At 73.7% G+C, this 23,732-nt stretch carries 19 protein-coding genes; 12 read left to right on the top strand and 7 right to left on the bottom strand.

Features of this window, described 5'->3' with window-relative positions:
- Positions 1-105 precede the first annotated feature (105 nt).
- On the top strand, positions 106-2,976 hold the full coding sequence (locus tag M4J07_RS07660) for an FAD-binding and (Fe-S)-binding domain-containing protein (RefSeq protein WP_255968739.1): 2,871 nt from the start codon (positions 106-108) through the stop codon (positions 2,974-2,976).
- On the opposite strand, the gene M4J07_RS07665 is transcribed toward M4J07_RS07660, so the two are convergent.
- Positions 2,973-3,863, bottom strand: a complete 891-nt coding sequence (locus tag M4J07_RS07665; RefSeq protein WP_255968741.1) for a LysR family transcriptional regulator — start codon at positions 3,861-3,863, stop codon at positions 2,973-2,975. The genes M4J07_RS07660 and M4J07_RS07665 overlap by 4 nt on opposite strands.
- A 202-nt stretch (positions 3,864-4,065) precedes the next feature.
- Here M4J07_RS07665 and M4J07_RS07670 point away from each other — a divergent pair, with 202 nt between their 5' ends.
- A complete protein-coding gene (locus M4J07_RS07670) occupies positions 4,066-5,028 on the top strand; it encodes an EamA family transporter (protein WP_255968743.1) in 963 nt (320 codons plus the stop codon).
- Between the two features lie 71 nt (positions 5,029-5,099).
- Here the strand turns inward: M4J07_RS07670 and M4J07_RS07675 are convergent, their stop codons facing one another.
- Positions 5,100-5,873, bottom strand: a complete 774-nt coding sequence (locus M4J07_RS07675; protein WP_255968745.1) for a hypothetical protein — start codon at positions 5,871-5,873, stop codon at positions 5,100-5,102.
- Positions 5,874-6,025: 152 nt separating this feature from the next.
- Here M4J07_RS07675 and M4J07_RS07680 point away from each other — a divergent pair, with 152 nt between their 5' ends.
- The 8 genes from M4J07_RS07680 (at position 6,026) to M4J07_RS07715 (ending at position 16,082) form a co-directional block, all read left to right on the top strand.
- Positions 6,026-6,823, top strand: a complete 798-nt coding sequence (locus tag M4J07_RS07680; RefSeq protein ID WP_255968747.1) for a TIGR03084 family metal-binding protein — start codon at positions 6,026-6,028, stop codon at positions 6,821-6,823.
- A gap of 62 nt (positions 6,824-6,885) precedes the next feature.
- Complete coding sequence (locus M4J07_RS07685) at positions 6,886-8,526, top strand: acyclic terpene utilization AtuA family protein (RefSeq protein ID WP_445276298.1); 1,641 nt, start codon at positions 6,886-6,888, stop codon at positions 8,524-8,526.
- Complete coding sequence (locus M4J07_RS07690; protein ID WP_255968752.1) at positions 8,523-10,121, top strand: acyl-CoA carboxylase subunit beta; 1,599 nt, start codon at positions 8,523-8,525, stop codon at positions 10,119-10,121. The genes M4J07_RS07685 and M4J07_RS07690 overlap by 4 nt, the downstream gene beginning before the upstream one ends.
- Before the next feature lie 20 nt (positions 10,122-10,141).
- Complete coding sequence (locus M4J07_RS07695) at positions 10,142-11,998, top strand: acetyl/propionyl/methylcrotonyl-CoA carboxylase subunit alpha (RefSeq protein WP_255968754.1); 1,857 nt, start codon at positions 10,142-10,144, stop codon at positions 11,996-11,998.
- Positions 11,995-13,164 (top strand): acyl-CoA dehydrogenase family protein, encoded by a 1,170-nt coding sequence (locus tag M4J07_RS07700; protein ID WP_255968756.1) that lies wholly within the window; start codon positions 11,995-11,997, stop codon positions 13,162-13,164. The genes M4J07_RS07695 and M4J07_RS07700 overlap by 4 nt, the downstream gene beginning before the upstream one ends.
- Before the next feature lie 33 nt (positions 13,165-13,197).
- The gene (locus M4J07_RS07705; RefSeq protein WP_255968758.1) at positions 13,198-14,763 is read left to right on the top strand and encodes a 4-coumarate--CoA ligase family protein; all 1,566 of its coding nucleotides are present in this window, start codon (positions 13,198-13,200) and stop codon (positions 14,761-14,763) included.
- A 9-nt stretch (positions 14,764-14,772) separates the two neighbouring features.
- A complete protein-coding gene (locus M4J07_RS07710; RefSeq protein ID WP_255968760.1) occupies positions 14,773-15,516 on the top strand; it encodes an enoyl-CoA hydratase family protein in 744 nt (247 codons plus the stop codon).
- Entirely contained in the window at positions 15,504-16,082 is a 579-nt protein-coding gene (locus tag M4J07_RS07715) for a TetR/AcrR family transcriptional regulator (RefSeq protein WP_255968762.1), read from the top strand. Before M4J07_RS07710 ends, M4J07_RS07715 begins: the two co-directional genes overlap by 13 nt.
- A gap of 112 nt (positions 16,083-16,194) precedes the next feature.
- Here the strand turns inward: M4J07_RS07715 and M4J07_RS07720 are convergent, their stop codons facing one another.
- Positions 16,195-17,295: a citrate synthase 2 gene (locus M4J07_RS07720; protein ID WP_255968764.1), complete on the bottom strand. Its 1,101-nt coding sequence runs from the start codon at positions 17,293-17,295 to the stop codon at positions 16,195-16,197.
- 260 nt (positions 17,296-17,555) lie between these two features.
- On the opposite strand from M4J07_RS07720, the gene pdxH reads away from it, so the two are divergent.
- Positions 17,556-18,194 (top strand): pyridoxamine 5'-phosphate oxidase, encoded by a 639-nt coding sequence (gene pdxH / locus M4J07_RS07725; protein WP_255968842.1) that lies wholly within the window; start codon positions 17,556-17,558, stop codon positions 18,192-18,194.
- A gap of 120 nt (positions 18,195-18,314) precedes the next feature.
- Here pdxH and M4J07_RS07730 read toward each other — a convergent pair whose 3' ends face one another.
- Both M4J07_RS07730 and M4J07_RS07735 read right to left on the bottom strand, forming a co-directional pair.
- A complete protein-coding gene (locus M4J07_RS07730) occupies positions 18,315-19,178 on the bottom strand; it encodes an alpha/beta fold hydrolase (RefSeq protein ID WP_255968767.1) in 864 nt (287 codons plus the stop codon).
- A 551-nt stretch (positions 19,179-19,729) separates the two neighbouring features.
- A complete protein-coding gene (locus M4J07_RS07735; RefSeq protein WP_255968769.1) occupies positions 19,730-20,422 on the bottom strand; it encodes a metal-dependent transcriptional regulator in 693 nt (230 codons plus the stop codon).
- A gap of 233 nt (positions 20,423-20,655) precedes the next feature.
- On the opposite strand from M4J07_RS07735, the gene M4J07_RS07740 reads away from it, so the two are divergent.
- A complete protein-coding gene (locus M4J07_RS07740) occupies positions 20,656-21,420 on the top strand; it encodes an SIS domain-containing protein (RefSeq protein ID WP_255968771.1) in 765 nt (254 codons plus the stop codon).
- A gap of 19 nt (positions 21,421-21,439) precedes the next feature.
- On the opposite strand, the gene M4J07_RS07745 is transcribed toward M4J07_RS07740, so the two are convergent.
- Together M4J07_RS07745 and M4J07_RS07750 are read right to left on the bottom strand one after the other, a co-directional pair.
- On the bottom strand, positions 21,440-22,837 hold the full coding sequence (locus tag M4J07_RS07745; RefSeq protein ID WP_255968773.1) for a PAS domain-containing protein: 1,398 nt from the start codon (positions 22,835-22,837) through the stop codon (positions 21,440-21,442).
- Positions 22,838-23,286: 449 nt separating this feature from the next.
- A complete protein-coding gene (locus M4J07_RS07750; protein ID WP_255968776.1) occupies positions 23,287-23,709 on the bottom strand; it encodes a hypothetical protein in 423 nt (140 codons plus the stop codon).
- Positions 23,710-23,732 lie beyond the last annotated feature (23 nt).

Here is a 23,732-nt window from a genome sequence, read left to right on the forward strand (position 1 = left end):
GGATTCCGGGTGCGGGTCTCGTCGTGGCTGGTCGCGCCCGGGGGCGGACGCCACACCCGCAGCACCACCCCATTGAGTGCGCGCTCACCGGGCATGCTGAACCGCATGGCTGACGACATCGGTAGGGCCCTACGGGACGTCGTCCGGGGCGACGTCGAGTTCACCACCACGGCACGCGCGCTCACCACCATGGACGCCTCCAACTACCGGAGAGTCCCCCTGGGCGTCGTCGCACCGAAGGACGCGGACGACGTCAGAGCCGTCCTGGCGGCCTGCGCCGAACGCGGCGTCCCCGTCGTGGGCCGCGGCGGCGGCACCTCCATCGCCGGCCAGGCGACCGGCACCGGAGTCGTCGTCGACTTCACCCGCCACATGAACCGGATCCTCGACGTCGACCCGGCCACCCGAACCGCCCGCGTGCAACCGGGAGTCGTGCTGGACCGGCTCCAGGAGAGGGCCGCCCCGCACGGGCTGCGGTTCGGCCCCGACCCGTCCACGCACGGCCGCTGCACCCTCGGCGGCATGATCGGCAACAACTCGTGCGGCTCGCACTCCGTGGCCTGGGGCACCACCGCCGACAACGTCGCGGCGCTCGCCGTGGCGGGCGCGGACGGCGGCACGTACCGGCTCGGCCGGGGCTGGGACGGCGCCCCGGCCGGTCTGCGGGCGCTGGTGGAGGGCGAGTTGGGGCTGGTGCGGACCGGGTTCGCGCCGTACGCCGGGCTGCCGCGGCGGATCTCCGGGTACGCCGTGGACGCGCTGCTGCCCGAGCACGGCACCGACCTCGCCCGTTTCTTCTGCGGCACCGAGGGCACGCTCGGCCTGGTCACCGAGGCCACCGTGAAGCTGGTCGAGGCGCCGCCCGCGAAGGCCCTCGCGGTCCTGGCGTACACCGACGAGAGCGCGGCGGCGGAGGCGGCCGCCGGCCTGCTGCCGTACGGGCCGCTGACGGTCGAGGGCATGGCCGCCGACCTCGTACCGCCGGACTCGGGACTGCCCCGGGGCGGGGCCTGGCTGTTCGTGGAGACCGGGGGCGCGACGCCCGCAGAGGCGAAGACCGCCGCCGACCGGATCGTGCGATCCGCCGACGGGTCTGCCGTCCTGGACGCGCTCGTCGTCGACGACCCGGCCGGGCAGCGCGCGCTGTGGCGGATCCGGGAGGACGCGAGCGGCACGGCGACCCGGATGCCGGACGGCAGCGAGGCCTGGCCCGGCTGGGAGGACTGCGCGGTGCCGCCCGCCCGGCTCGGCACGTACCTGCGGGACTTCCGGGGACTCCTCGGCGAGCACGGGCTGCGGGGCACGCCGTACGGGCACTTCGGCGACGGCTGCATCCACGTCAGGATCGACTTCGACCTGCTGACGGAGAAGGGGATCGGGCGGTTCCGCCGCTTCTCCGAGGAGCTGGCCGCCCTCGTCGTCGCGCACGGCGGATCGCTGTCGGGGGAGCACGGGGACGGGCAGGCGCGGGCCGAGCTGCTGCCGAAGATGTACGGGTCGGAGCTGGTCGGGCTCTTCGAGCGGGTCAAGGGCGTGTGGGACCCGGCGGACGTGCTCAACCCCGGGATGCTGGTGCGGCCCGCACGGCTCGACGAGAACCTGCGGTTCGCGGTGCTGCCACGCGAGCCGGTGGACGTCGTCTTCGGCTATCCGCACGACGGCGGCGACTTCTCGGCCGCTGTGCGCCGCTGCGTCGGGGTCGCCAAGTGCCGTACCGAGACGATGACGTCGGGCAGCGGCGTGATGTGTCCTTCGTTCCGGGCCACCGGCGGCGACGAGACGCACTCCACGCGGGGCCGGGCCCGGCTGCTGCACGAGATGCTCGCCGGTGAGGTCGTCACGGACGGATGGCGCTCCGAGGAGGTGCGGGACGCGCTCGATCTCTGCCTGTCCTGCAAGGGGTGCAGGAGCGACTGTCCGGTCGGCGTCGACATGGCCACGTACAAGGCGGAGTTCCTCCACCACCACTACGAGGGCCGCCGGCGGCCCGCCGCCCACTATGCGATGGGGTGGCTGCCGCGGTGGCTGCGGCTGGTGGAGCGGACGCGGTCGGCGCGGCTGGTCAACTCCCTCGGCCGGGTGGGCGTGCTGGCGTCGGTGGGCAAGCGGCTCGCGGGGGTCGCCGCGGAACGGGAGCTGCCGGTGGTGGCCCCGGAGACGTTCAGCGCCGGGTGGCACAGGCGGCCGGGCGTGCAGGGCAGGGCGGGGCGGCGCGGTGGGCCGGAGGTGGTGCTGTGGCCGGACACGTTCACGGACCATCTGGCGCCGGAGGTGGCCGGGGCGGCCCGGCGGGTCCTGGAGGCGGCGGGGCTGGGCGTGGTCCTCCCGCCGACGCGGACGTTCCCGCGGCCCGGGGTGCGGGGGCGGGTCTGCTGCGGGCTCACGTACGTCTCGACCGGGCAGCTCGACCGGGCCCGCGCGGTGCAGCGCCGCACGCTCGACCTGATGGAGCCGGTGCTGGTCGACGACGGTCCGCCGGTGGTCGTCCTGGAACCGTCCTGCGCCGCCGCGCTCCGCTCCGACCTGCCGGAACTGCTGCCGGACGATCCGCGGGCGCGGCGCCTCGCCGACCGGGTGGTCACGTTCGCCGAGGCGCTGGAGCGGCTCGCCCCCGACTGGGAGCCACCGCGGATCGGCCGCCCGGTGGTGGGACAGACGCACTGTCACCAGCACGCGGTGCTCGGCGACACGGCCGACCGTCGGCTACGTGAACGGGCCGGTCTGGAGGGCGAGTTGAGCGGCGGTTGCTGCGGGCTCGCGGGCAACTTCGGCTTCGAGAAGGGGCATTACGAGGTCTCGGTGGCCTGCGCGGAGGAGCAGCTGCTGCCGAGCGTGCGCGCCGCGGGGGAGGGCTCCGTGGTGCTGGCGGACGGGTTCTCCTGCCGGACCCAGCTGGGGCAGCTGGCCGGGGTGCGGGGGAGGCATCTGGCGGAGGTGCTGGCGGAGGGGCTCGACGCCGCCGACGACAGGCGTTAGGGCGTGTGGTCCCGCGTCGTTCCGGTCACGTCGAGGGCCAGGGCGATCAGGTCCGGCACCGACGGGTGGGTGGGGATCCGGTGGTGGGCCAGGAGCACCGGGAGGTCGGGGGCGTCGGTGAGCGGGACGTAGCTGACGCCGGGGTGCGGGTGCATGTCGACCGTCGCGGTCGACGTCACCCCGACCGCCCGGTCCGCGGCGATCGCGGCGAGCCAGTCGTCGGTGTTGGCGACGGTCAGCGTCGCGGCCGGCCGGGCGGCGGGCGGCCACAGGTCGAGGCCGGTGGTGCCGGAGACCGTGTTCAGGGCGATGACCTCGCCCTGGAGGTCGGCCAGGGTGAGGTGCGGGCGCCGGGCGAGCGGACTGTCGGAGGGGAGTGCGGCGACCCGCGCCTCCCGGTGCAGGAGCCGGGTGACCAGGCCGGGCGCGTCGACCGGGCCGCGCAGCAGCGCGATGTCGACGGTGCCGCGGGTCAGCCCGGCCGTACGGTCGTCGATGCGCAGCAGCTCCAGCGGGACGTCCGGGTGGTCCTGGCGCCAGCGGCGCAGCAGCGGGGTCGTGTACGCGCCCGCCGCCGACCAGGCGTGGCCCAGGCGCAGGGGGCGGTGCGGGGCGCGGGGCGCGGCGAGCGCGTCCTCGAACGCGGCGACGGCCACGGCGGCCTTGCCCCGGAAGGCGCGGCCCTCCGGGGTGAGCGCCAGATGGTGCGTGGAGCGGTCGACGAGGCGCACCCCGAGCGCGGTCTCCAGGGCGGCGAGGGTGCGGGAGACGGCGGGCTGGGTGAGGTTCAGGCGGGCGGCGGCGCGGGTGACGCTGCCCTCGTCGGCGATGGCGAGGAAGCAGCGCAGGTGACGGACTTCGACGGCGTGGGCGTGGTCCCGGCTCATGTTTGCGGAGCATAACCGGAGCGCAACAGGCATTTCACACGCCGTGCCCGGGAGTTCTAGCGTGGAGGTTCACCCCCGGCGCGCAGTGCAGTACCGTGGACGGGTAAGTTCAAGATATTGCACTCACCCTGAACCGGTGTCGACCGGTCACCGCATCGGCGGGTGATCGACGGGTGAAGGACCAGGAGAGGAACGAGGCCTTGTGAACGGCTCGCGCACCGACCAGCCGCAGGCGTCCGCGCCCGCGCCCGACGCCGCCCTCGCGGGACACGACGGGGCCGGACCGGCCACCTCCCGCCGGGCCGCGCTCGGACCGGTCGGCCTGGTGCTCGCGGGCTGTGTCTCGGTGCAGTTCGGCGGCGCGCTCGCGGTGACCCTGATGCCGCGCGCGGGCGCGGTCGGCGTGGTGACGCTGCGCCTGGTGGTGGCGGCGCTCGTGCTGCTCGTCGTCTGCCGCCCGCGGCTGCGCGGCCACTCCCGTACGGACTGGGGCACGGTCGTCGCCTTCGGCATCGCCATGGGCGGCATGAACCTGCTCTTCTACCAGGCCGCGGCCCGCATCCCGCTCGGCCTCGCGGTCACCTTCGAGGTCCTCGGCCCGCTCACGCTCTCCGTCCTGGCCTCGCGCCGCGCGATCAACTTCCTCTGGGCGGGCCTGGCCCTGTGCGGCGTCTTCCTGCTGGGCGGCGCGGGCGACGGGCTCGGCGGCCTCGACCTCGTCGGTGTCGGCTTCGCGGTCGGCGCGGGCGTCATGTGGGCGACGTACATCGTCTTCAGTGCGCGCACCGGCCGCCGCTTCCCGCAGGCCGACGGGCTCGCGCTCGCCATGGCGGTGGCGGCGGTGCTCTGCCTGCCGCTGGGCATCGCGTCGTCGGGCAGCCGGCTCCTCGACCCGGTGACGATCGGCCTCGGCGCGGCGATCGCGATCCTCTCCTCGGTCCTGCCGTACACCCTGGAACTGATGGCCCTGCGCCGCCTCCCCGCGTCGACGTTCGCCGTGATGATGAGCCTGGAGCCGGCCATCGCGGCCCTGGCCGGCTTCCTCATCCTGAGCCAGGCCCTGTCGTGGCTGGAGGCCCTGGCGATCGCCCTGGTCATCGCGGCGAGCATGGGCGCCGTCCGCACCCAGGTGGGCCCCCGGGACCGCACGGTCCCACGGGACTGAGCCGGCTTCCTTCCGCTTCCTTCCTCATTCTTCCGCTGCCTTCCGCTTCCTTCCGCGCGGGCGCGCCCCGCTCAGTTCCCGCGCGCCGCCCGGTACGCCAGCCCCTGCGTCAGGGCCGCGCGCACGCTCGGCACCAGGTGGTGGGCCCAGGGCGGGTGGGGCTCCGAGCGCAGGAGGGTCCAGCACGTGAGGGCGTAGCCGTGCTCGGCCGGGGTCAAGTAGCCCAGGCGGCGTGGCGGTTCGTCCCTGCGGCCGGTCAGCATCCAGTCGGTGAGCCCGCCCAGCGGCGTCACCGAGTACCCGGCCGTCCGCGTGTAGTTGTCTGCGGCGTTGGCCGTCAGGACGCCCAGGCCGAGGTGCACGGCCACCAGGTCCGTGAGCCGCTCCTCCTCGGCGCCGCTCAGGTCCAGCCCGTCGAGGCGGCCCTCCCCGGACAGCCGGGCGTGCGCCAGTTCGTGGGCGATCAGGGCCGCGAAGGTGTCCGGCCGGGCCGCCACGGTCCTGTCCAGGTCGACCACCGGACCCTCGGGCTCCTCGCGGTACTCGCCCACCTGGTGCCAGGTGCGCGGGGGCGCGGCCGGGGTGGGGTCCACCAGCCGGACCCGGAGCGCCGACACGTCGGCGCCCATCACCGCGGCGACCCGCCGCACCAGGTCCTCGGCCCGCTCCTGCGCCGGCCCGGCGGCGTCGCGCGGCGCGAACCCGGGGAGCGCGGGCGTCCTGGGCGGCGGCCCGAACTGCTCCGCGCACCACGCCGCCCGCCGCTCGATCCAGACCCGGTCCCGCTCGTGCACGGGACACGTCCCGCGCTCCGGTACCTGCCGCCACCGTCTGTCCTCGGCCACCGCCACCCCCGTGCGTCGGATCCAGGAGGAGCACCGTACCGGGCCCCGGGACCGGCCTCGGTGATTTTCATGCAAGCACGCTTGATTGTTTATTGCCGCGCTGCCATGCTCCAACCACGCCGCACGCCGCCGTGCCCCAAGAGGAGCGCACCGTGTCCGAACTGCCGTCAGTCTTCGATGACTTGCGCGAGGAGAGCGACGAGCTGGATGCCCTGGTGGCCCGGCTGGACGGGGCGCGGTGGGCCGCGTCCACCCCCGCGCCGCGCTGGACCGTCGCCCACCAGATCGCCCATCTCGCCTGGACCGACCGTGCCGCGCTGCTCGCCATGGGCGACGCCGACGCGTTCGCGAAGGAAGTGGAGAAGGCGATCGCCGCTCCGGATTCGTTCGTCGACGACGGGGCCGACGAGGGCGCCGCGCAACAGCCCGACGTCCTGCTCGCCCGGTGGCGGGCCGGGCGGGAGGAGCTGCAGAAGGTGCTGCGGGACGCGGCGACCAGCCGCACCAGGTTCCCCTGGTACGGGCCGCCCATGTCCGCCGCGTCGATGGCCACGGGCCGGCTGATGGAGACCTGGGCGCACGGCCAGGACGTTGCCGACGCGCTGGGCGTCGTGCGGGCGCCCACCGACCGGCTGTGGCACGTCGCCCGGATCGGCGTCCGCGCCCGGAACTTCGCCTTCGCCGTGCACGGGATCGAGGCGCCCGCCGAGGAGTTCCGGGTCGAACTCCGGTCGCCGAGTGGTGAGTTGTGGACGTTCGGGCCGCAGGACGCGCCGCAGCGCGTGACCGGTCCCGCCCTCGACTTCTGTCTCCTCGTCACCCAGCGCGCCCACCGCGACGACCTCGCCGTACGCGCCGACGGCCCCGACGCCGACCGCTGGCTCGGCATCGCGCAGGCCTTCGCCGGGCCGCCGGGACCGGGCCGCACCGCCCAGGGGCAGGCCCGGTGACCGGGCGGGAACCGCTGCGCGTTGGCAACGCCTCCGGGTTCTACGGCGACCGGTTCGCCGCCATGAAGGAGATGCTCGACGGCGGTGAGCTGGACGTGCTCACCGGGGACTACCTCGCCGAGCTGACCATGCTGATCCTGGGCCGGGACCGGCTCAAGGACCCCGGCCGCGGCTACGCCCGCACCTTCCTGCGGCAGGTGGAGGAGTGCCTCGGGCTCGCCGTCGAGCGCGGCACCCGGATCGTGGCCAACGCGGGCGGCCTGAACCCGGCCGGACTCGCCTACGCAGTACGGGAGTTGGCGGCGCGGCTGGGCATCCCGGCGCGCGTCGCCCACGTCGAGGGCGACGACCTGCTCGGCACGGGACGCTTCCCCGGCGCGCTCACCGCCAACGCCTACCTGGGCGGCGCCGGCATCACCGCCTGCCTGGGCGCCGGGGCCGACGTCGTGGTCACCGGACGCGTCACCGACGCCGCCCTCGTCAGCGGGTCCGCGGCCTGGCACTTCGGCTGGGCCCCCGACGCCCACGACCGGCTCGCCGGGGCCGTCGTCGCCGGGCACGTCCTGGAGTGCGGGACGCAGGCGACCGGCGGGAACTACGCGCACTTCGCCGCCCACGCGGGGCGGTTGACGCGGCCCGGCTTCCCGCTCGCGGAGATCCACGAGGACGGGTCCGCCGTCATCACCAAGCACCCCGGCACCGGCGGCCTCGTCGATGTCGGGACCGTCACCGCGCAGCTCCTCTACGAGACCGGCGGCGCCCGCTACGCGGGACCCGACGTCACCGCCCGCCTCGACACCGTCCGGCTCCACCAGGAGGGCCCCGACCGGGTGCGGATCCACGGAGTGCGCGGCGAGGCGCCGCCGCCCACCCTCAAGGTCGGCCTCAACCGGCTCGGCGGATTCCGCAACGAGGTCGTGTTCGTCCTGACCGGACTCGACGTCGACGCCAAGGCCGACCTCGTACGACGGCAGATGGAGGAGGCGTTCGACCGTGCCACGTCACGTCCCGCGTCGGTCCGTTGGGAGCTGGCCAGGACCGATCGCGTCGACGCCGGCACCGAGGAGACCGCCAGCGCCCTGCTGCGTCTCGTCGTCCGGGACCAGGACCAGGACGCCGTCGGGCGGACGCTCAGCGGGGCCGCGGTGGAGCTGGCCCTCGGGTCCTACCCCGGGTTCCACGTGACCGCGCCGCCGGGCAAGGGCGCTCCGTACGGAGTCTTCGAGGCCGCGTACGCCGACCGCCGCGACGTCCCGCACGTCGCCGTGCTGCCCGGCGGTGAGCGGCGGGACGTGTCCGCGTACGACGGGCCCACGCTGGCCCTCGAACCCGTCGGCGACCCCGGCCTGCCCGAGCCGCTGCCACCAGGACCCACCCGCCGCGCCCCCCTCGGCCTGGTCGCCGGTGCCCGCAGCGGCGACAAGGGCGGTGACGCCAACATCGGGGTGTGGGCGGCGTCCGACGACGCGTGGCGGTGGCTGGCCCACACCCTCACCGTCGACCTGGTGCGTCAACTCCTGCCCGAAACGGCCGACTTGACCGTCACGCGGCACGTCCTGCCCGACCTGCGCGCCCTGAACTTCACCGTCGAGGGCATCCTCGGCGAGGGCGTCGCCGCGCAGGCCCGCTTCGACCCGCAGGCCAAGGGCCTGGGCGAATGGCTGCGCTCCCGCCACCTCGACATACCGGAGGCACTGCTGTGACCGTCCTGGCCAGCGCCCTGGACACCCGGTCCGACGAGTACGGCGCCCACCGCGCCGCCCTGCTCGACAAGCTCACCGCACTCGACGCCGAGCACGCGAAGGCCCTCGCGGGCGGCGGCCCCAAGTACGTCGACCGGCACCGGAAGCGCGGCAAGCTGCTCGCCCGGGAGCGGATCGAGCTGCTGCTCGACCCCGACACCCCGTTCCTGGAGCTGTCGCCGCTCGCCGCCTGGGGCAGCGACTACGCCGTCGGCGCCTCCCTCGTCACCGGCATCGGGGTCGTCGAGGGCGTCGAGTGCCTCATCACCGCCAACGACCCGACCGTGCGCGGCGGCGCCAGCAATCCCTGGTCGCTGAAGAAGGCGCTGCGCGCGAACGAGATCGCGTACGCCAACCGGCTGCCCTGCATCTCGCTCGTCGAGTCCGGCGGCGCCGATCTGCCGTCGCAGAAGGAGATCTTCATCCCCGGCGGCGGGATCTTCCGCGACATCACCCGGCTGTCGGCCGCCGGTATCCCCACCGTCGCCGTCGTCTTCGGCAACTCCACCGCCGGCGGCGCGTACGTCCCCGGCATGTCCGACCACGTCATCATGGTCAAGGACCGCGCCAAGGTGTTCCTCGGCGGGCCGCCGCTGGTCAAGATGGCGACCGGCGAGGAGAGCGACGACGAGTCGCTGGGCGGCGCCGAGATGCACGCCCGCACCTCCGGGCTCGCCGACCACTTCGCCGTCGACGAGCAGGACGCGATCCGGCAGGCGCGGCGCGTCGTCGCCCGCCTCAACCACCGCAAGGCGTACGCCGATCCGCAGGTCGTGCAGCCGCCCAAGTACGACCCGGAGGAACTGCTCGGCATCGTGCCCGACGACCTCAAGGTCCCCTTCGACCCGCGCGAGGTCATCGCCCGCGTCGTCGACGGCTCCGACTTCGACGAGTTCAAGCCCCTGTACGGGACGTCGCTGGTCACCGGATGGGCCCGGCTGCACGGGTATCCGGTCGGCATCCTCGCCAACGCCCAGGGCGTCCTGTTCAGCGCGGAGTCGCAGAAGGCCGCCCAGTTCATCCAGCTCGCCAACCAGCGCGACATCCCGCTCCTCTTCCTGCACAACACCACCGGCTACATGGTCGGCAAGGAGTACGAGCAGGGCGGCATCATCAAGCACGGCGCGATGATGATCAACGCGGTGTCGAACTCGCGGGTGCCGCACCTGTCCGTGCTGATGGGCGCCTCGTACGGGGCCGGGCACTACGGCATGTGCGGGCGGGCCTACGACCCCCGCTTCCTGTTCGCCTGGCCCAGCGCCAAGTCGGCCGTCATGGGACCGCAGCAGCTCGCGGGCGTCCTCTCGATCGTCGCCCGCCAGTCCGCCGCCGCGAAGGGCCAGCCCTACGACGAGGAGGCCGACGCCGGGCTGCGCGCCATGGTCGAGCAGCAGATCGAGACCGAGTCGCTGCCGATGTTCCTGTCCGGGCGGCTCTACGACGACGGGGTCATCGATCCGCGCGACACCCGCACCGTCCTCGGCATCTGCCTGTCCGCCATCCACACCGCACCGTACGAGGGCGCCCGCGGCGGCTTCGGCGTCTTCCGCATGTGAGGGCCCACTCCATGACTGCCATGATCACTTCCGTGCTCGTCGCCAACCGCGGCGAGATCGCCTGCCGCGTCTTCCGCACCTGCCGCGAGCTGGGCATCCGTACGGTCGCCGTGCACTCGGACCCGGACGCCGACGCTCTGCACGTCCGCGAGGCCGACCTCGCCGTCCGGCTGCCGGGCGCCACCCCCGCCGAGACCTATCTGCGCGCCGACCTCGTCGTGAAGGCCGCCCTGGACGCGGGCGCCGACGCCGTGCACCCGGGGTACGGGTTCCTGTCCGAGAACCCGGAGTTCGCGCGCGCCGTGACCGACGCCGGACTCGTGTGGATCGGCCCGCCGCCCGCCGCGATCGAGGCGATGGCGTCCAAGACGCGCGCCAAGGAACTGATGGGCATCGCGCCGCTGGGCGAGGTGACCGAGGCGGATCTGCCCGTGCTGGTGAAGGCCGCCGCGGGCGGTGGCGGGCGCGGCATGCGAGTCGTACGGGAACTGGCCGAGCTGGACGGGGAGCTGGCGGCGGCCCGGGCCGAGGCGCTGTCGGCGTTCGGGGACGGCGAGGTGTTCGTCGAGCCTTATGTCGAGGGAGGGCGGCACGTCGAGGTGCAGGTGCTGGCCGACGCGCACGGCACCGTCTGGGTCCTGGGGACGCGCGACTGCTCGCTGCAGCGGCGCCACCAGAAGGTCGTCGAGGAGGCGCCCGCACCGGGCCTCGCCCCCGGACTCGTCGCGGAACTCCACGCGTCGGCCGAGCGTGCCGTGCGCGCCACCGCGTACGTCGGGGCCGGCACCGTCGAGTTCCTGGTCGCCGACGGCACCGCCCACTTCCTGGAGATGAACACCCGCCTCCAGGTCGAACACCCCGTCACCGAGGCCGTGTTCGGTCTCGACCTCGTCGCGCTGCAACTGCGCGTCGCCGAGGGCGAACCGCTCGACCCCGCACCCCCGGCCCCGCACGGCCACGCCGTCGAGGCCCGCCTGTACGCCGAGGACCCGGCCGCCGCCTTCGCCCCGCAGACCGGCACCCTGCACCGGCTGCGCGTACCGCAGGGCGTCCGGCTCGACACCGGCTACGCCGACGGCGACACGATCGGCGTGCACTACGACGCGATGCTCGCCAAGGTCGTCGCCCACGCGCCCACCCGCGCCGCCGCCGTCCGCGCCCTCGCCGGCGCCCTGGAGCGGGCCGAGGTGCACGGCCCCGCCACCAACCGGGACCTGCTCGTCCGCTCCCTGCGCCACCCCGAGTTCACCGGCGCCCGCATGGACACCGGGTTCTACGAGCGGCACCTCACCGACCTCACCGCCCCCGACGGCGACCCCTGCGCGCCGCTCGCCGCCGCGCTCGCCGCCGCCCACGGCCGGCACCGCTTCGGCGGCTTCCGCAACGTCCCCTCCCAGCCGCAGACCAGGCGCTACCGCACCGAGCCGGGCGGCGCCGAGCACGAGGTCCGCTACCGGCACACCCGCACCGGACCCGAGGCCGACGGCGTGCGCGTCGTGCACGCGTCGGCCGAGCTCGTCGTGCTCGAAGTCGGCGGTGTGCGCAGGAAGTTCAGGGTCGCGGCGTACGGGGACCGGGTGTACGTCGACGGGGTCGCGCTCACCGCGCTGCCCCGGTTCACCGACCCGAGCGAGCAGCGTGCGCCCGGGTCCCTGCTGGCCCCGATGCCCGGCACCGTCGTCCGCGTCGCCGACGGGCTCGCCGAGGGGTCCGCGGTCACCGCAGGGCAGCCCCTGATCTGGCTGGAGGCGATGAAGATGGAACACCGGATCTCCGCCCCGGCCGCCGGAACGCTCACCGCACTGCACGCCACCGTCGGCCGCCAGGTCGAGGTGGGCGCCCTACTGGCCGTCGTACAGGAGGAAACCCCCGCATGAGCACCAGCACCGTCCTGGAGACCGAGGAGCACCAGGCCCTGCGCGCCGCCGTCGCCGCGCTCGGCAAGCGGTTCGGCCGCGACTACATGACCCGGGTCACCGCCGCCGACGGCCACCCCGAGGAGCTGTGGGCGGAGGCCGCGAAGCTCGGCTACCTCGGGGTCAACCTGCCGGAGGAGCACGGGGGCGGAGGCTGCGGGATCTCCGAACTCTCCATCGTCCTGGAGGAGTTGGGTGCCGCCGGGTCGCCGCTGCTGATGATGGTGGTGTCGCCCGCGATCTGCGGCACCGTGATCTCCCGGTTCGGCACCGAGGAGCAGAAGCGGGCCTGGCTGCCCGGCCTCGCCGACGGCAGCCGCACCATGGCGTTCGGCATCACCGAGCCCGACGCCGGATCGAACTCGCACCGGATCACCACCACCGCCGCCAAGGCCGACGACGGGTCCTGGGTGCTGACCGGCCGCAAGGTGTTCATCTCCGGCGTCGACATCGCCGACGCCACCCTCATCGTCGGCCGCACCTCCGACGCCCGCACGGGCAGGCTCAAGCCGTGCCTCTTCATCGTGCCGCGCGACACCCCCGGCTTCGAGCGCCGCCAGATCGACATGGAACTCCAGGCTCCGGAGAAGCAGTTCGAGCTGACCCTTGACGACGTACGGCTGCCCGCAGAAGCTCTGGTGGGTGACGAGGACGCGGGCCTGCTGCAGCTGTTCGCCGGACTCAACCCGGAGCGCATCATGACGGCCGCCTTCGCGATCGGCATGGGCCGCTACGCACTGGGCCGGGCCGTCGAGTACGCCCGCGACCGCACCGTGTGGCAGGCCCCCATCGGCGCCCACCAGGCCATCGCCCACCCGCTCGCCCAGGTCCACATCGAGCTGGAACTGGCCCGCCTGATGATGCAGAAGGCCGCCCGACTCTACGACGCGGGCGACGACATCGGCGCGGGCGAGGCCGCCAACATGGCCAAGTACGCGGCCGCCGAGGCGTGCGTGCGCGCCGTCGACCAGGCCGTGCACACGCTCGGCGGCAACGGCCTGACCCGCGAGTTCGGCCTCGCCTCCCTGATCACCGGCTCACGGGTGGCGCGCATCGCCCCGGTCAGCCGGGAGATGATCCTCAACTACGTGTCCCACCAGAGCCTGGGACTGCCCAAGTCGTACTGAGCACAACTCCATCCGCAGCCAGGGGAGTTCAGCATGGTGTTCTTGAGTGAGTACGAAGACGTGAGCGTCGTCGACGAGCCCATCCACGACGCCGTGCTCGGGGGCGCGGCCGCCCGCGGCGACGCCCCCGCCCTCGTCGACGGCGTGTCCGGCACGACCGTCAGCTACGCCCAGCTCGACCAGTTCCACCGCAAGGTGGCCGCCGGGCTCGCCGAGGCCGGCGTCCGCAAGGGCGACGTGGTGGCGCTGCACAGCCCGAACACGGTCGCCTACCCGGTCGCGTTCTACGGCACCACGCGGGCCGGCGCCGCCGTGACGACGGTGCATCCGCTCGCGACGCCCGAGGAGTTCGCGAAGCAGCTGCGCGACTCCGCGGCGAGCTGGATCATCACCGTCACCCCGCTCGTCGAGTCCGCCCGCGCCGCGGCCGAACTCGCGGGCGGCGTACGGGAGATATTCGTCTGCGACCCGGCCGGGGACAGCGGTCACCGCTCGCTCCTCGACATGCTCGGCACGACCGCGCCCGAGCCCCGGATCGCCCTCGACCCGGCCGAGGACGTGGCCGCCCTCCCGTACTCGTCGGGCACCACCGGCGTCCCCAAGGGCGTCATGCTCACCCACCGCAACATCGCCACGAACCTCGCCCAGCTCGAACCCCTCATCCCGACGGGTCCCGGCGACCGCATCCTCGCCGTCCTCCCGTTCTTCCACATCTACGGCCTCACCGCCCTCATGAACGCCCCGCTCAGACGCGGCGCGACCGTCGTCGTCCTGCCCCGCTTCGAGCTGGACGCCTTCCTCGCGGCGATCGAGAAGCACCGCATCACCGCCCTGTACGTGGCGCCGCCGATCGTCCTCGCCCTCGCCAAGCACCCGGCGGTGGCGGGCTACGACCTGTCCTCCCTGAAGTACCTGATCAGCGCGGCGGCACCGCTCGACGCCGACCTCGCACGGGCCTGCTCCGACCGTCTCGGCCTGCCGCCCGTCGGCCAGGCGTACGGCATGACGGAGCTCTCGCCCGGCACCCACGTCGTCCCCCTGAACGCGGAGAACCCGCCGCCGGGCACCGTCGGCAAGCTCATCGCCTCCACGCAGATGCGGATCCTCTCGCTCGACGACCCCGGCAAGGACGCGGCGCCCGGCGAACCCGGCGAGGTCCTCATCCGTGGCCCGCAGGTCATGAAGGGCTACCTCGGCCGCCCCCAGGCGACCGTCGAGATGATCGACCGGGACGGCTGGGTGCACACCGGCGACGTCGGCCGGGTCGACGACGACGGCTGGCTGTTCGTCGTCGACCGGGTGAAGGAACTCATCAAGTACAAGGGCTTCCAGGTCGCCCCCGCGGACCTTGAGGCCCTGCTGCTCACCCACGAAGGCATCGCCGACGCGGCCGTCATCGGCGTCCTCGACGACGACGGCAACGAGATCCCCAAGGCGTTCGTCGTCCGCTCCGACGAACGGCTCACCGCCGACGACGTCATGGCGTACGTCGCCGAACGCGTCGCCCCGTACAAGAAGATCCGCCGCGTGGCCTTCATCGACGGCGTCCCGCGCGCCGCCACCGGGAAGATCCTGCGGCGTCAACTGAGGGAGAACTGAGGGCACTTCATGGCCGGAGACAACCTGATCCACTACGCCCACACGCGCGGCGTCACCACCCTCACCCTCGACTCGCCCGCCAACCGCAACGCCCTGTCGTCGGCGCTCGTCGGCGAACTCGCCGAGCGGCTGACCCGCGCCGAGAAGGACCGGGACGTCCGCGCCGTCCTCCTCACCCACACCGGCGGCACCTTCTGCGCGGGCGCCGACCTGCGCAGCCCGCCGCACCCCGACGCGCTGGTCGCTCTGCTCCGGCAGATCGTGGAACTGCGCAAGCCGGTGGTGGCGCGGGTGGACGGACACGTACGGGCGGGCGGACTCGGCCTGCTGGGCGCCTGCGACGTCTCGGCCGTCTCGAACCGGTCCACGTTCGCCTTCACGGAGGTGCGCATCGGCGTCGCGCCCGCCGTGATCTCGCTGCCGCTGCTGCCCCGCATGGACCCCAGAGCGGTGGCCCGGTACTACCTCACGGGCGAGAAGTTCGACGCGGCGGAGGCGGCCAGGACCGGCCTCGTGACGGCGGCGGGGGAGGACGTCGACGAGACCCTCGCCCCGGTCGTCGACGGCCTGCGGCGCTCCTCCCCGCAGGCCCTGACGGAGACGAAACGGCTGCTCACGGTTAAGGTCCTGGAAGCCTTCGACCGGGACGCGGAGGCGCTGACGGCGCTGTCGGCGCGGCTGTTCGCCTCCGATCCGGCCCGCGAAGGGATGACGGCCTTCCTCGAACGACGGGACCCCGCATGGGTGCTGTGACCCTGCCCAAGCAGGACCGCTCGCGCGTGACGCGCCAGAAGCTGCTGGAGTCGGCGGTGGCGTGCCTGGCCGAGCGCGGCTGGTCCGGCTCCACGGTCTCCGTCGTCGCCGAGCACGCCGGGGTCTCGCGGGGCGCGGCCCAGCACCACTTCCCGACCCGCGAGGACCTGTTCACGGCGGCCGTCGAGTACGTCGCCGAGGAACGGTCCACGGCCCTGCGGGGGCTGCGTCCGCAGGGGCGCGCGGAGGCGGTCGCGGCCCTCGTCGACCTCTACACGGGGCCGCTGTTCCGGGCGGCGCTGCACCTGTGGGTCGCGGCGTCCCACGAGCCCCAGCTCGGCGGCAGGGTCTCCGAACTGGAGGCCCGGGTCGGCCGTGAGACCCACCGCATCGCCGTGGAACTCCTCGGCGCGGACGAGGCCGTCCCGGGGGTGCGGGAGGTGGTCCAGGGCCTGCTGGACATGGCCCGCGGCCTCGGCCTCGCCAACCTCCTCACGGACGACGGCGTCCGCCGGGACCGGGTCGTGGCGGAGTGGGGCGGGATCGTGGAGCGGTTGCTGGGGTAGGGCGGGTGCCTCCGGCGGTGGGTCGTCTGCGGGCCGGTGGGGCTTCTCGCGCAGTTCCCCGCGCGACCAGCCCCCACCGGCCCGCGCCCGCGAACCGTCGGATCGGACCGGGCTAGTGGGCGATGTCCGCGTAGCCGTCGATGTCCCGCGGGGGCCGAGTCCCCGGCCCTACGTACCGCGCGGAGGGCCGCACCAGCCGCCCCGTCCGCTTCTGCTCGAGAATGTGCGCGCTCCAACCAGCGGTCCGCGCACACGTGAACATCGACGTGAACATGTGCGCCGGCACCTCGGCGAAGTCCAGCACGATGGCCGCCCAGAACTCCACGTTCGTGGCGAGCACCCGATCCGGCCGCCGCGCGTGCAACTCCGCGAGCGCGGCCTTCTCCAACGCCTCGGCCACCTCGAACCGCGGAGCCCCCAGCTCCCGCGCGGTACGCCGCAGCACCCGCGCCCGCGGGTCCTCGGCCCGGTACACCCGGTGCCCGAACCCCATCAGCCGCTCACCCTTGTCGAGCGCCCGCTTCACGAACGCCTCCGCGTCCCCGGTCCGCTCGATCTCCTCGATCATGCCGAGCACCCGCGACGGCGCACCGCCGTGCAGCGGCCCGGACATGGCCCCGACCGCACCGGACAGCGCGGCGGCCACGTCCGCGCCGGTGGAGGCGATGACCCGGGCCGTGAACGTGGAGGCGTTCATGCCGTGCTCGGCGGCGCTCGTCCAGTACGCGTCGACGGCCGCGACGTGCTTCGGGTCCGGCTCACCGCGCCAGCGGATCATGAACCGCTCGACGATGGACTCGGCCTTGTCGATCTCGCTCTGCGGCACCATCGGACGGCCCTGCCCGCGCGCGGACTGCGCGACGTAGGACAGGGCCATGACGGCGGCGCGGGCCAGGTCGTCACGGGCCCGCTTCTCGTCGATGTCGAGCAGCGGTTTGAGGCCCCACACGGGGGCGAGCATGGCGAGCGCGGACTGCACGTCGACCCGGATGTCGCCGGAGTGGACGGGGATCGGGAACGGTTCGGCGGGCGGCAGGCCCGGGTTGAAGGCGCCGTCGACCAGCAGCCCCCACACGTTCCCGAACGACACGTGGCCGACGAGGTCCTCGATGTCGACACCCCGGTAGCGGAGGGCGCCGCCCTCCTTGTCCGGTTCGGCGATCTCCGTCTCGAACGCGACGACTCCTTCGAGACCAGGTACGAAGTCGGACATCAGGCGGCTCCTCTTGATGCGTGGACTGCGGTGGCGGGGCGATCGGATGCGCGGTCACTCACGACTCGCGCTCCGGGTCGGTCACACCCGTGATGCCCCGAACGGGATGTGGCTCAACCGTTCCAGCTCTTGGAAGATAGCCCTCGGTGCCACAGTTGGCGAGACTTCGCGGCACTCAGTGCCATGTTTCACTCCATGTGCGGCCGTGCAGGACCGTCCGGCAGGATGACGCCGTGAACGACACACCCGACCCCGCCGCCATGCGGGAGCAGTACCGCACGCACGACGGCGGCCTGCTCGAGTCCGACCTCGCCGCGCACCCCATGGAACAGTTCACGCACTGGTTCAAACAGGCGGCGGCGCCCGGCTCCCCGCTGACCGAGCCGAACGCCATGGTCGTCTCCACCGTCGACGCCGAGGGCCGCCCGAGTTCCCGCACGGTGCTCCTCAAGTCGTACGACGAGGCGGGCTTCGTCTTCTACACCAACTACGGCTCCCGCAAGGCGGCCGACCTCGCCGGCAACCCGCACGTGGCACTGCTCTTCCCCTGGCACCCGATGAGCCGTCAGGTGATCGTCTCCGGCACGGCCGTCCGTACGCCGCCGGAGGAGACGGCCGCGTACTTCCGGTCCCGGCCGTACGGGTCCCAGCTCGGGGCGTGGGCCAGCGCGCAGTCGTCCGTGCTCGGTTCGCGGGCCGAACTCGACTTGGCCTACCGGGAGCTGACGCTCCGCTATCCGGCCGGGTCCGAGGTGCCGGTGCCCCCGCACTGGGGTGGCTTCCGGGTGACCCCGCGGACGGTCGAGTTCTGGCAGGGCCGCGAGAACCGCCTCCACGACCGCCTCCGCTATGAGCCGACCGGCTCCGGCGCCTGGCGGGTGGACCGCCTCAGCCCGTAGCGGGCTCCGACTTCCGTCTGCGGGCCGGTGGGGGCTGTGTCATCGGCGGCTCCGCCGCGGGGCGCGACCAGCCACGACGAGACCCGCACCCGCCCACCGAACCCACGGCCACGGCCACGGCTACAACCCCGCCAACACCCCGTCCAGGAACGGCTCGATCGCCGCGCGCCACGCCTCGGGCTGGTCATAGTGAACGAGGTGCCCCGCATCGGCCACCTCCGCATAGACCCCCCTGGGAAGGACCCGCACCATCTCCTGCGCCTCCGCCCGCCCCAACTCCCCGTCGAGCCCGCGCAGCACCAGCGTGGGGCACTGCACGGCCGCCAGCTCCTCCCAGTGCGCGTCGTACACCCACGTCGACCGCGCCGCGAGCATCTGACGCCGCGAGAACACCGGCCGCCAGCCGTCCGCCGACTCCGTCATCACCTCGGCGTAGAACTCACCGCGCGCCGGATTGGGCCGCTCCACCCAGGGATCGTCCTCGCCGAACCACTTCCGGACGTCCGCGAGCGTCGCGAACGGCAGCGGCCAGGCCTTGAACCAGTCCTCCCACTCCCGCTGGGAGGCCGCGCCGAGCGCCGAGGCCCGCATGTCGCAGATGACCAGGCCCCGGACGAGGTCGGGCCGCCGCGCGGCCAGCTGCCACGCCGTGAGCGCGCCCATCGAGTGCCCGATCAGCACCGCGGGCTCCAGGCCCAGCTGCACCAGTGCCGCCTCCGCGTCGAGGACGTACGCCTCCCGGTCGAAGGGGCCCTCCGGCGGTTTGTCGCTCTGGCCGTGCCCACGCTGGTCCAGGGCGACCGCCCGGTGCCGCTCGGCGAGCCAGCGCGTGGTGCCGGCCCAATGGGACGCCCGGCCCATCAGGCCGTGCAGTAACAGGACGCCGGGCCCGCTGCCGGCCTCGCCCGTCTTGGGCGGGTCGGCGAACTCCCAGGCGGCCAGGCGGACCCCGCCCGCTCCGGTCACGTCGATGCGCCGCGCCATAGGCTCTGGCACCCCCTTGTGGTCGCGCCTGCAGTCGCGTACCCGCGCACGCTATCGAACCCTTTTTCGAAAGCGTGGTGCTCTCCGGTAACACCCCTCGTTTGAGTGACATCCCTCAAGGAATGACCGGCGCCGCCGAGGGGATCTCTTCTGCGGGGGGCGGACCGCTCGGGGAAAACGGTCCGAAGGAAATGACCCTGGGAGCTCGGGGCTCCGGGTCAGATCAGGGGAGGACAGGCCCCGGCGCCGCAAGGCGCCGGGGCCCTCTGTCTCCCGGTTCCCCCACACGTCCCGCTCGCCGAACGGCCGGTCCATGCCTGGCCCCTTCCGGTCATATGCCCCTCACGCGACAGCCTGGCACGCGAAGCGTGCGACCGCTGCGATTCCGCACAGTGAATCTTGCTTTCTGCGCGAATGTGCTGCGTGTACGGAAACAAGTCAACTTTCCCGCGCGGCACGGCAGTTGACGCCCGCACACGCCCGGGGCGTGCGCCGGGGCGCGGTGACTCGGCGGTGAGTCGGCGATGGCTCAGGGAGGACTCAGGGGCGACTCAGCGCTTGGCCACGAAGACGTGCGAGGCGATGTCCGCCTCCAGCTCCGCCGCCTCACCGCTGCTGCCCACCAGAACGCCGCCGGGCGACTGCGTCACGCTGACCACCGAACCGGGCTGCACGCCCGCCCGGCGCAGCGTGTACATCAGCTGCGCGTCCGTCTGGATCGGCTCGCCGATGCGCCGTACGACGACCGTCTTGCCGTCCCCGCCCGCGTCCAGGTCGGCGAGGGAGACCATGCCCTCGTCCAGGAACGGGTCGGCCCCGTCCTTCTCGCCCAGCTCCTCCAGGCCCGGGATCGGGTTCCCGTACGGCGACTCGGTCGGGTGCCGCAGCAGCTCCAGGACGCGGCGCTCCACGGCCTCGCTCATCACGTGCTCCCAGCGGCAGGCCTCCGCGTGCACCTGCTCCCACTCCAGGCCGATCACGTCGACCAGGAGGCACTCGGCGAGCCGGTGCTTGCGCATCACCCGGGTCGCGAGGCGCCGGCCCTCGTCGGTCAGCTCCAGGTGCCGGTCGGCGGCCACGGCGACCAGGCCGTCCCGCTCCATGCGGGCCACGGTCTGGCTGACCGTCGGGCCGCTCTGGTCGAGCCGCTCGGCGATCCGGGCGCGCATGGGGACCACACCTTCCTCTTCCAGCTCGAGGATGGTGCGGAGGTACATCTCCGTGGTGTCGATCAGTCCGGACATACGTGCCCCTCGTGTAGCTCTCTGGCTCCGCGGCCGCTCCGCTGGCTCGCCGCGACGCTCGTGCGCTGGCCCTGCCCCCAATTCTGACGCATACCGCTGACAACCGTGCAGCGCCAGGGAAACAGCGGCCCGACGGGGCCCGAGACCGTATTGACAGGGCCCTGGTCCAGACCGCACGGTGATCCGCGACACGGAGTGCTACGACGCACGCTATGACGCAAGGGGCTACGCCGATGAGCGAGAGCAAACTGGCCGCGCGGTACCTCGACGCCACGATCGGCCTGCTGCAGCGGGTCCGTGACGAGGAGCTGGCGAACATCACCGCGGCCGGTACCCTCCTCGCCGACACCGTCGTCGCCGGCGGCCGCCTCTTCGCGTTCGGCGCGGGCCACTCCTCGCTCGCCGCCCAGGACGTCGTCTACCGCGCGGGCAGCCTCGCCCTGATGAACCTGCTGGCCGTCCCCGGCGCCGTCGGCGTCGACGTGATGCCCGCGACCCTCGGCTCCGCCCTGGAGCGCGTCGACGGCCTCGCGGCGGCCGTCCTGGACTCCAGCCCCGCCACGGCGGGCGACGCGCTCGTGATCATCTCCCTCTCCGGGCGCAACGCCCTCCCCGTGGAGATGGCCATGAACGCCCGCGCGCTGGGCCTCAAGGTCATCGGCGTGACCTCGCTGTCGTACGCCACCGGCCCCGACGCCCCGAAGTCCCGCCACGTCTCCGGCACCTACCTGCGCGACCACTGCGACGTGATCCTGGACTCGAAGATCGCCGTCGGTGACGCGGAGCTCAGCCACGAGGGCGTCGACGCCCCCTTCGCCTCCGCCTCCACGGTCACCACCAGCGCCCTGATGCAGGCGACCCTGGCCACCTGTGCCACCGTCCTCGCCGACCGCGGCATCCAGCCCCCACTGCTGCGCTCCGGCAACGTGGACGGCGGCCACGACTGGAACGCCCGCGTCTTCGCCGAGTACCGCGACCGCATCTTCTACCAGCACTGACCCCGGCGGGCGGGGGCCGCTACGCCTCGCCCGCGCCCACCCGGGCCAGGTCCACCGCGGCGGCTATCCGCACGGCCACGCTCTCCGCGTACATCGCGTCCGCGCGCTCGAACCGGGCCCGGCTGGCGCCTCGCAGGAACGTCACCACCCCGAGCGTGCGCCCCCGGCTCCGCAGCACCGCACACAGCGCGTACAGCGTCCCCTCGGGCCACTGCCGGGCCGCGGCCCACCCGCCGGCCCCGGCGCCGCCCGCCCCGGGGGCCGAGGCCCGCACCGAGCCGGTCCGCTCCGCGCACTGCAGCGCCGGATGCCCCTCCCCGTACCGCACGGGCAGCGCCCCGCGCGTCACGAGCAGGCTCGGCCCCGGCGCCCCTGACGGGGTCGCGGCGGCCCGCACGAGCCGCATCGGCTCCTCGCCCGCCACCAGGTCGATCACCGCGTGGTCGGCGAACCCGGCCAGCGCGAAGTCCAGGTGCACGGTCGCCGCCTCGGCCGGGTCCTCGCACTCGGCGGCGGCCCGCGCCGCCCGGTGCAGCTGGTGCGCGCGGAACCGGAGCCCCGCCGCCTCCTGCTCCGTCTGCTTGGCCTCGGTCACGTCCTGGAACAGCCAGCCGACGCCCAGCGGGACCGGCTCCTCCGCGAGCGGCGACGCGAGCCGCACGAACCCGCTGCGCCAGCAGCGCCGCTCCTGCCGCGCGCCCCCGTCGTCGGGCAGCCGCAGCGTCACCCACACCTCCGTCGGCGTCGGCGGCGCCCCTTCCGAGAGCACGTGCGCGAGCGCGCTCTCCAGCTCCTCCACGCCCTGCGAGATCAGTTCGCCCAGCGGCCGCCCGAGCAGCGCCGTGCGCCCCGATCCGAGGGCCCGCGCCGCATGCGCGTTGACGACGGCGGGCCGCAGGTCGGCGTCGACCAGGACGACGCCCCACGACGCGTCCTCGAACAGCGCCTCGCTCAGGGCGATCGAGCGCTCCAGGTCGATCTGGGCGTGCACCTCGCTGAACGCGCAGTAGACCCCGGCGGGCTTCCCGTCGGGCCCCGGCACGGCGGCGGACTGGGTCCGTACGAGCACTCGGCCGCCGTCCTTGGTGACGAGCGCGAACTCGTGCACCTGCCGGCCCGTCGCGTGCATCGCCGACAGCAGCCGGTCCTGCACCTCCGCCGCGTCGGCGGACCGCACGGCCCACCCCGCGAATCCCTGCCGTCCCACGGCTTCGGCCGCCGACCAGCCCAGGATCCGCTCGGCCTCCCGGTTCCAATGGGTCACGACGCCGTCGGCGTCGAAGGCGCACAGCGCGGCATCCATGCCGTCCAGCAGCGCGGCCAGCAGATCGGCCCCGTCGGGTCCGTCCCGCTCGGGCTCGTCGGGCCCGTCCGGCCCTAGCTCATCGGTGATCCCACTACGCCGGGAAGCACTCACCTGGCACCCCCTGCAGGCTGTGTCGGCGCGACGACGTCCGTGCGGTCCTCGTCATTCCTCGTACTGCTCAGATCATTCAACTCGAACGTGACGCATCCCACACGGAGTTCGGTCAACTTCGAGGAATCCGGTGGGCGCATCCGTCCAGCATGCCGCCCCCGAGGCAAAGCTCGGGAAAATCGGTTGAAGGGTCTCCGACGGCTTCCTAGGGTGGCACGTACACAAGAAGGGAGGTGGTTCGGCAGATGTATGCATTCCGGACGCGTGAGGTGACTGCGGGCTAGCGGCCCGACGTCGCATCTCGAATTCGGCGCCGGACCAGCACGTGTGTTGTGCGTGCAGCCGGCCCTATTCCCAAGCAGTCACCCGACCCGCGAGCCGCCGGTACGTCCGGCCGGCTTCCGACCGTCTCGTACGGGAGGAACCACGGCTCGCGGGTCGTCTGCGTCTCACGACCCGGCGGCGCGTTCCCCCGCCCACGCGTGGGCGGCCCTCACGTCCTGGCCGGCGGTCGTCGGACAGCCCCAGAGCTTCTCGCCGCTGTGGATCGCCGCCGCGCGCTCCGCCGTGATGTCCGCCGGCGCCACGAACGCCAGGCCGCGGCAGTGCTCCGTGAGGCCGGGCCGGAGCGCCTTCAGGGCGCGGACCCGGTCCGTGGCCGTGCCCGGCGCCGGGGGTTCCGTGGTCTCCGGCGGGGCGGGCATCAGGAGGACGGCCGTGAACGGCTCCGCGCGGTCGGCCAGCGCCCGCAGCTCCCGCAGCACCAGGTCCTGGGCCTGCGCCATCGGCAGCCCGGTGGCGTCGATCTCCCGCGGCGCCGCAGCCGCCCTCGTCGCCCTCGTCGCCTTCATCGCCCTCGTCACGTCCGTCATGGCGGGAGGCTAGCAGTATTAGC

The organism is Streptomyces longispororuber, assembly GCF_024448165.1.
Taxonomy (GTDB): Bacteria; Actinomycetota; Actinomycetes; order Streptomycetales; family Streptomycetaceae; genus Streptomyces; species Streptomyces longispororuber_A.

Coding starts and splice junctions, on each gene's coding strand:
- M4J07_RS07665 (WP_255968741.1), bottom strand. CDS start 3,863: ATGAGCCGGGACCACGCCCACGCCGTCGAAGTCCGTCACCTGCGCTGC.
- M4J07_RS07660 (WP_255968739.1), top strand. CDS start 106: ATGGCTGACGACATCGGTAGGGCCCTACGGGACGTCGTCCGGGGCGAC.
- pdxH (WP_255968842.1), top strand. CDS start 17,556: ATGCGGGAGCAGTACCGCACGCACGACGGCGGCCTGCTCGAGTCCGAC.
- M4J07_RS07700 (WP_255968756.1), top strand. CDS start 11,995: ATGAGCACCAGCACCGTCCTGGAGACCGAGGAGCACCAGGCCCTGCGC.
- M4J07_RS07730 (WP_255968767.1), bottom strand. CDS start 19,178: ATGGCGCGGCGCATCGACGTGACCGGAGCGGGCGGGGTCCGCCTGGCC.
- M4J07_RS07685 (WP_445276298.1), top strand. CDS start 6,886: ATGAAGGAGATGCTCGACGGCGGTGAGCTGGACGTGCTCACCGGGGAC.
- M4J07_RS07715 (WP_255968762.1), top strand. CDS start 15,504: ATGGGTGCTGTGACCCTGCCCAAGCAGGACCGCTCGCGCGTGACGCGC.
- M4J07_RS07735 (WP_255968769.1), bottom strand. CDS start 20,422: ATGTCCGGACTGATCGACACCACGGAGATGTACCTCCGCACCATCCTC.
- M4J07_RS07740 (WP_255968771.1), top strand. CDS start 20,656: ATGAGCGAGAGCAAACTGGCCGCGCGGTACCTCGACGCCACGATCGGC.
- M4J07_RS07705 (WP_255968758.1), top strand. CDS start 13,198: ATGGTGTTCTTGAGTGAGTACGAAGACGTGAGCGTCGTCGACGAGCCC.
- M4J07_RS07750 (WP_255968776.1), bottom strand. CDS start 23,709: ATGACGGACGTGACGAGGGCGATGAAGGCGACGAGGGCGACGAGGGCG.
- M4J07_RS07720 (WP_255968764.1), bottom strand. CDS start 17,295: ATGTCCGACTTCGTACCTGGTCTCGAAGGAGTCGTCGCGTTCGAGACG.
- M4J07_RS07695 (WP_255968754.1), top strand. CDS start 10,142: ATGATCACTTCCGTGCTCGTCGCCAACCGCGGCGAGATCGCCTGCCGC.
- M4J07_RS07710 (WP_255968760.1), top strand. CDS start 14,773: ATGGCCGGAGACAACCTGATCCACTACGCCCACACGCGCGGCGTCACC.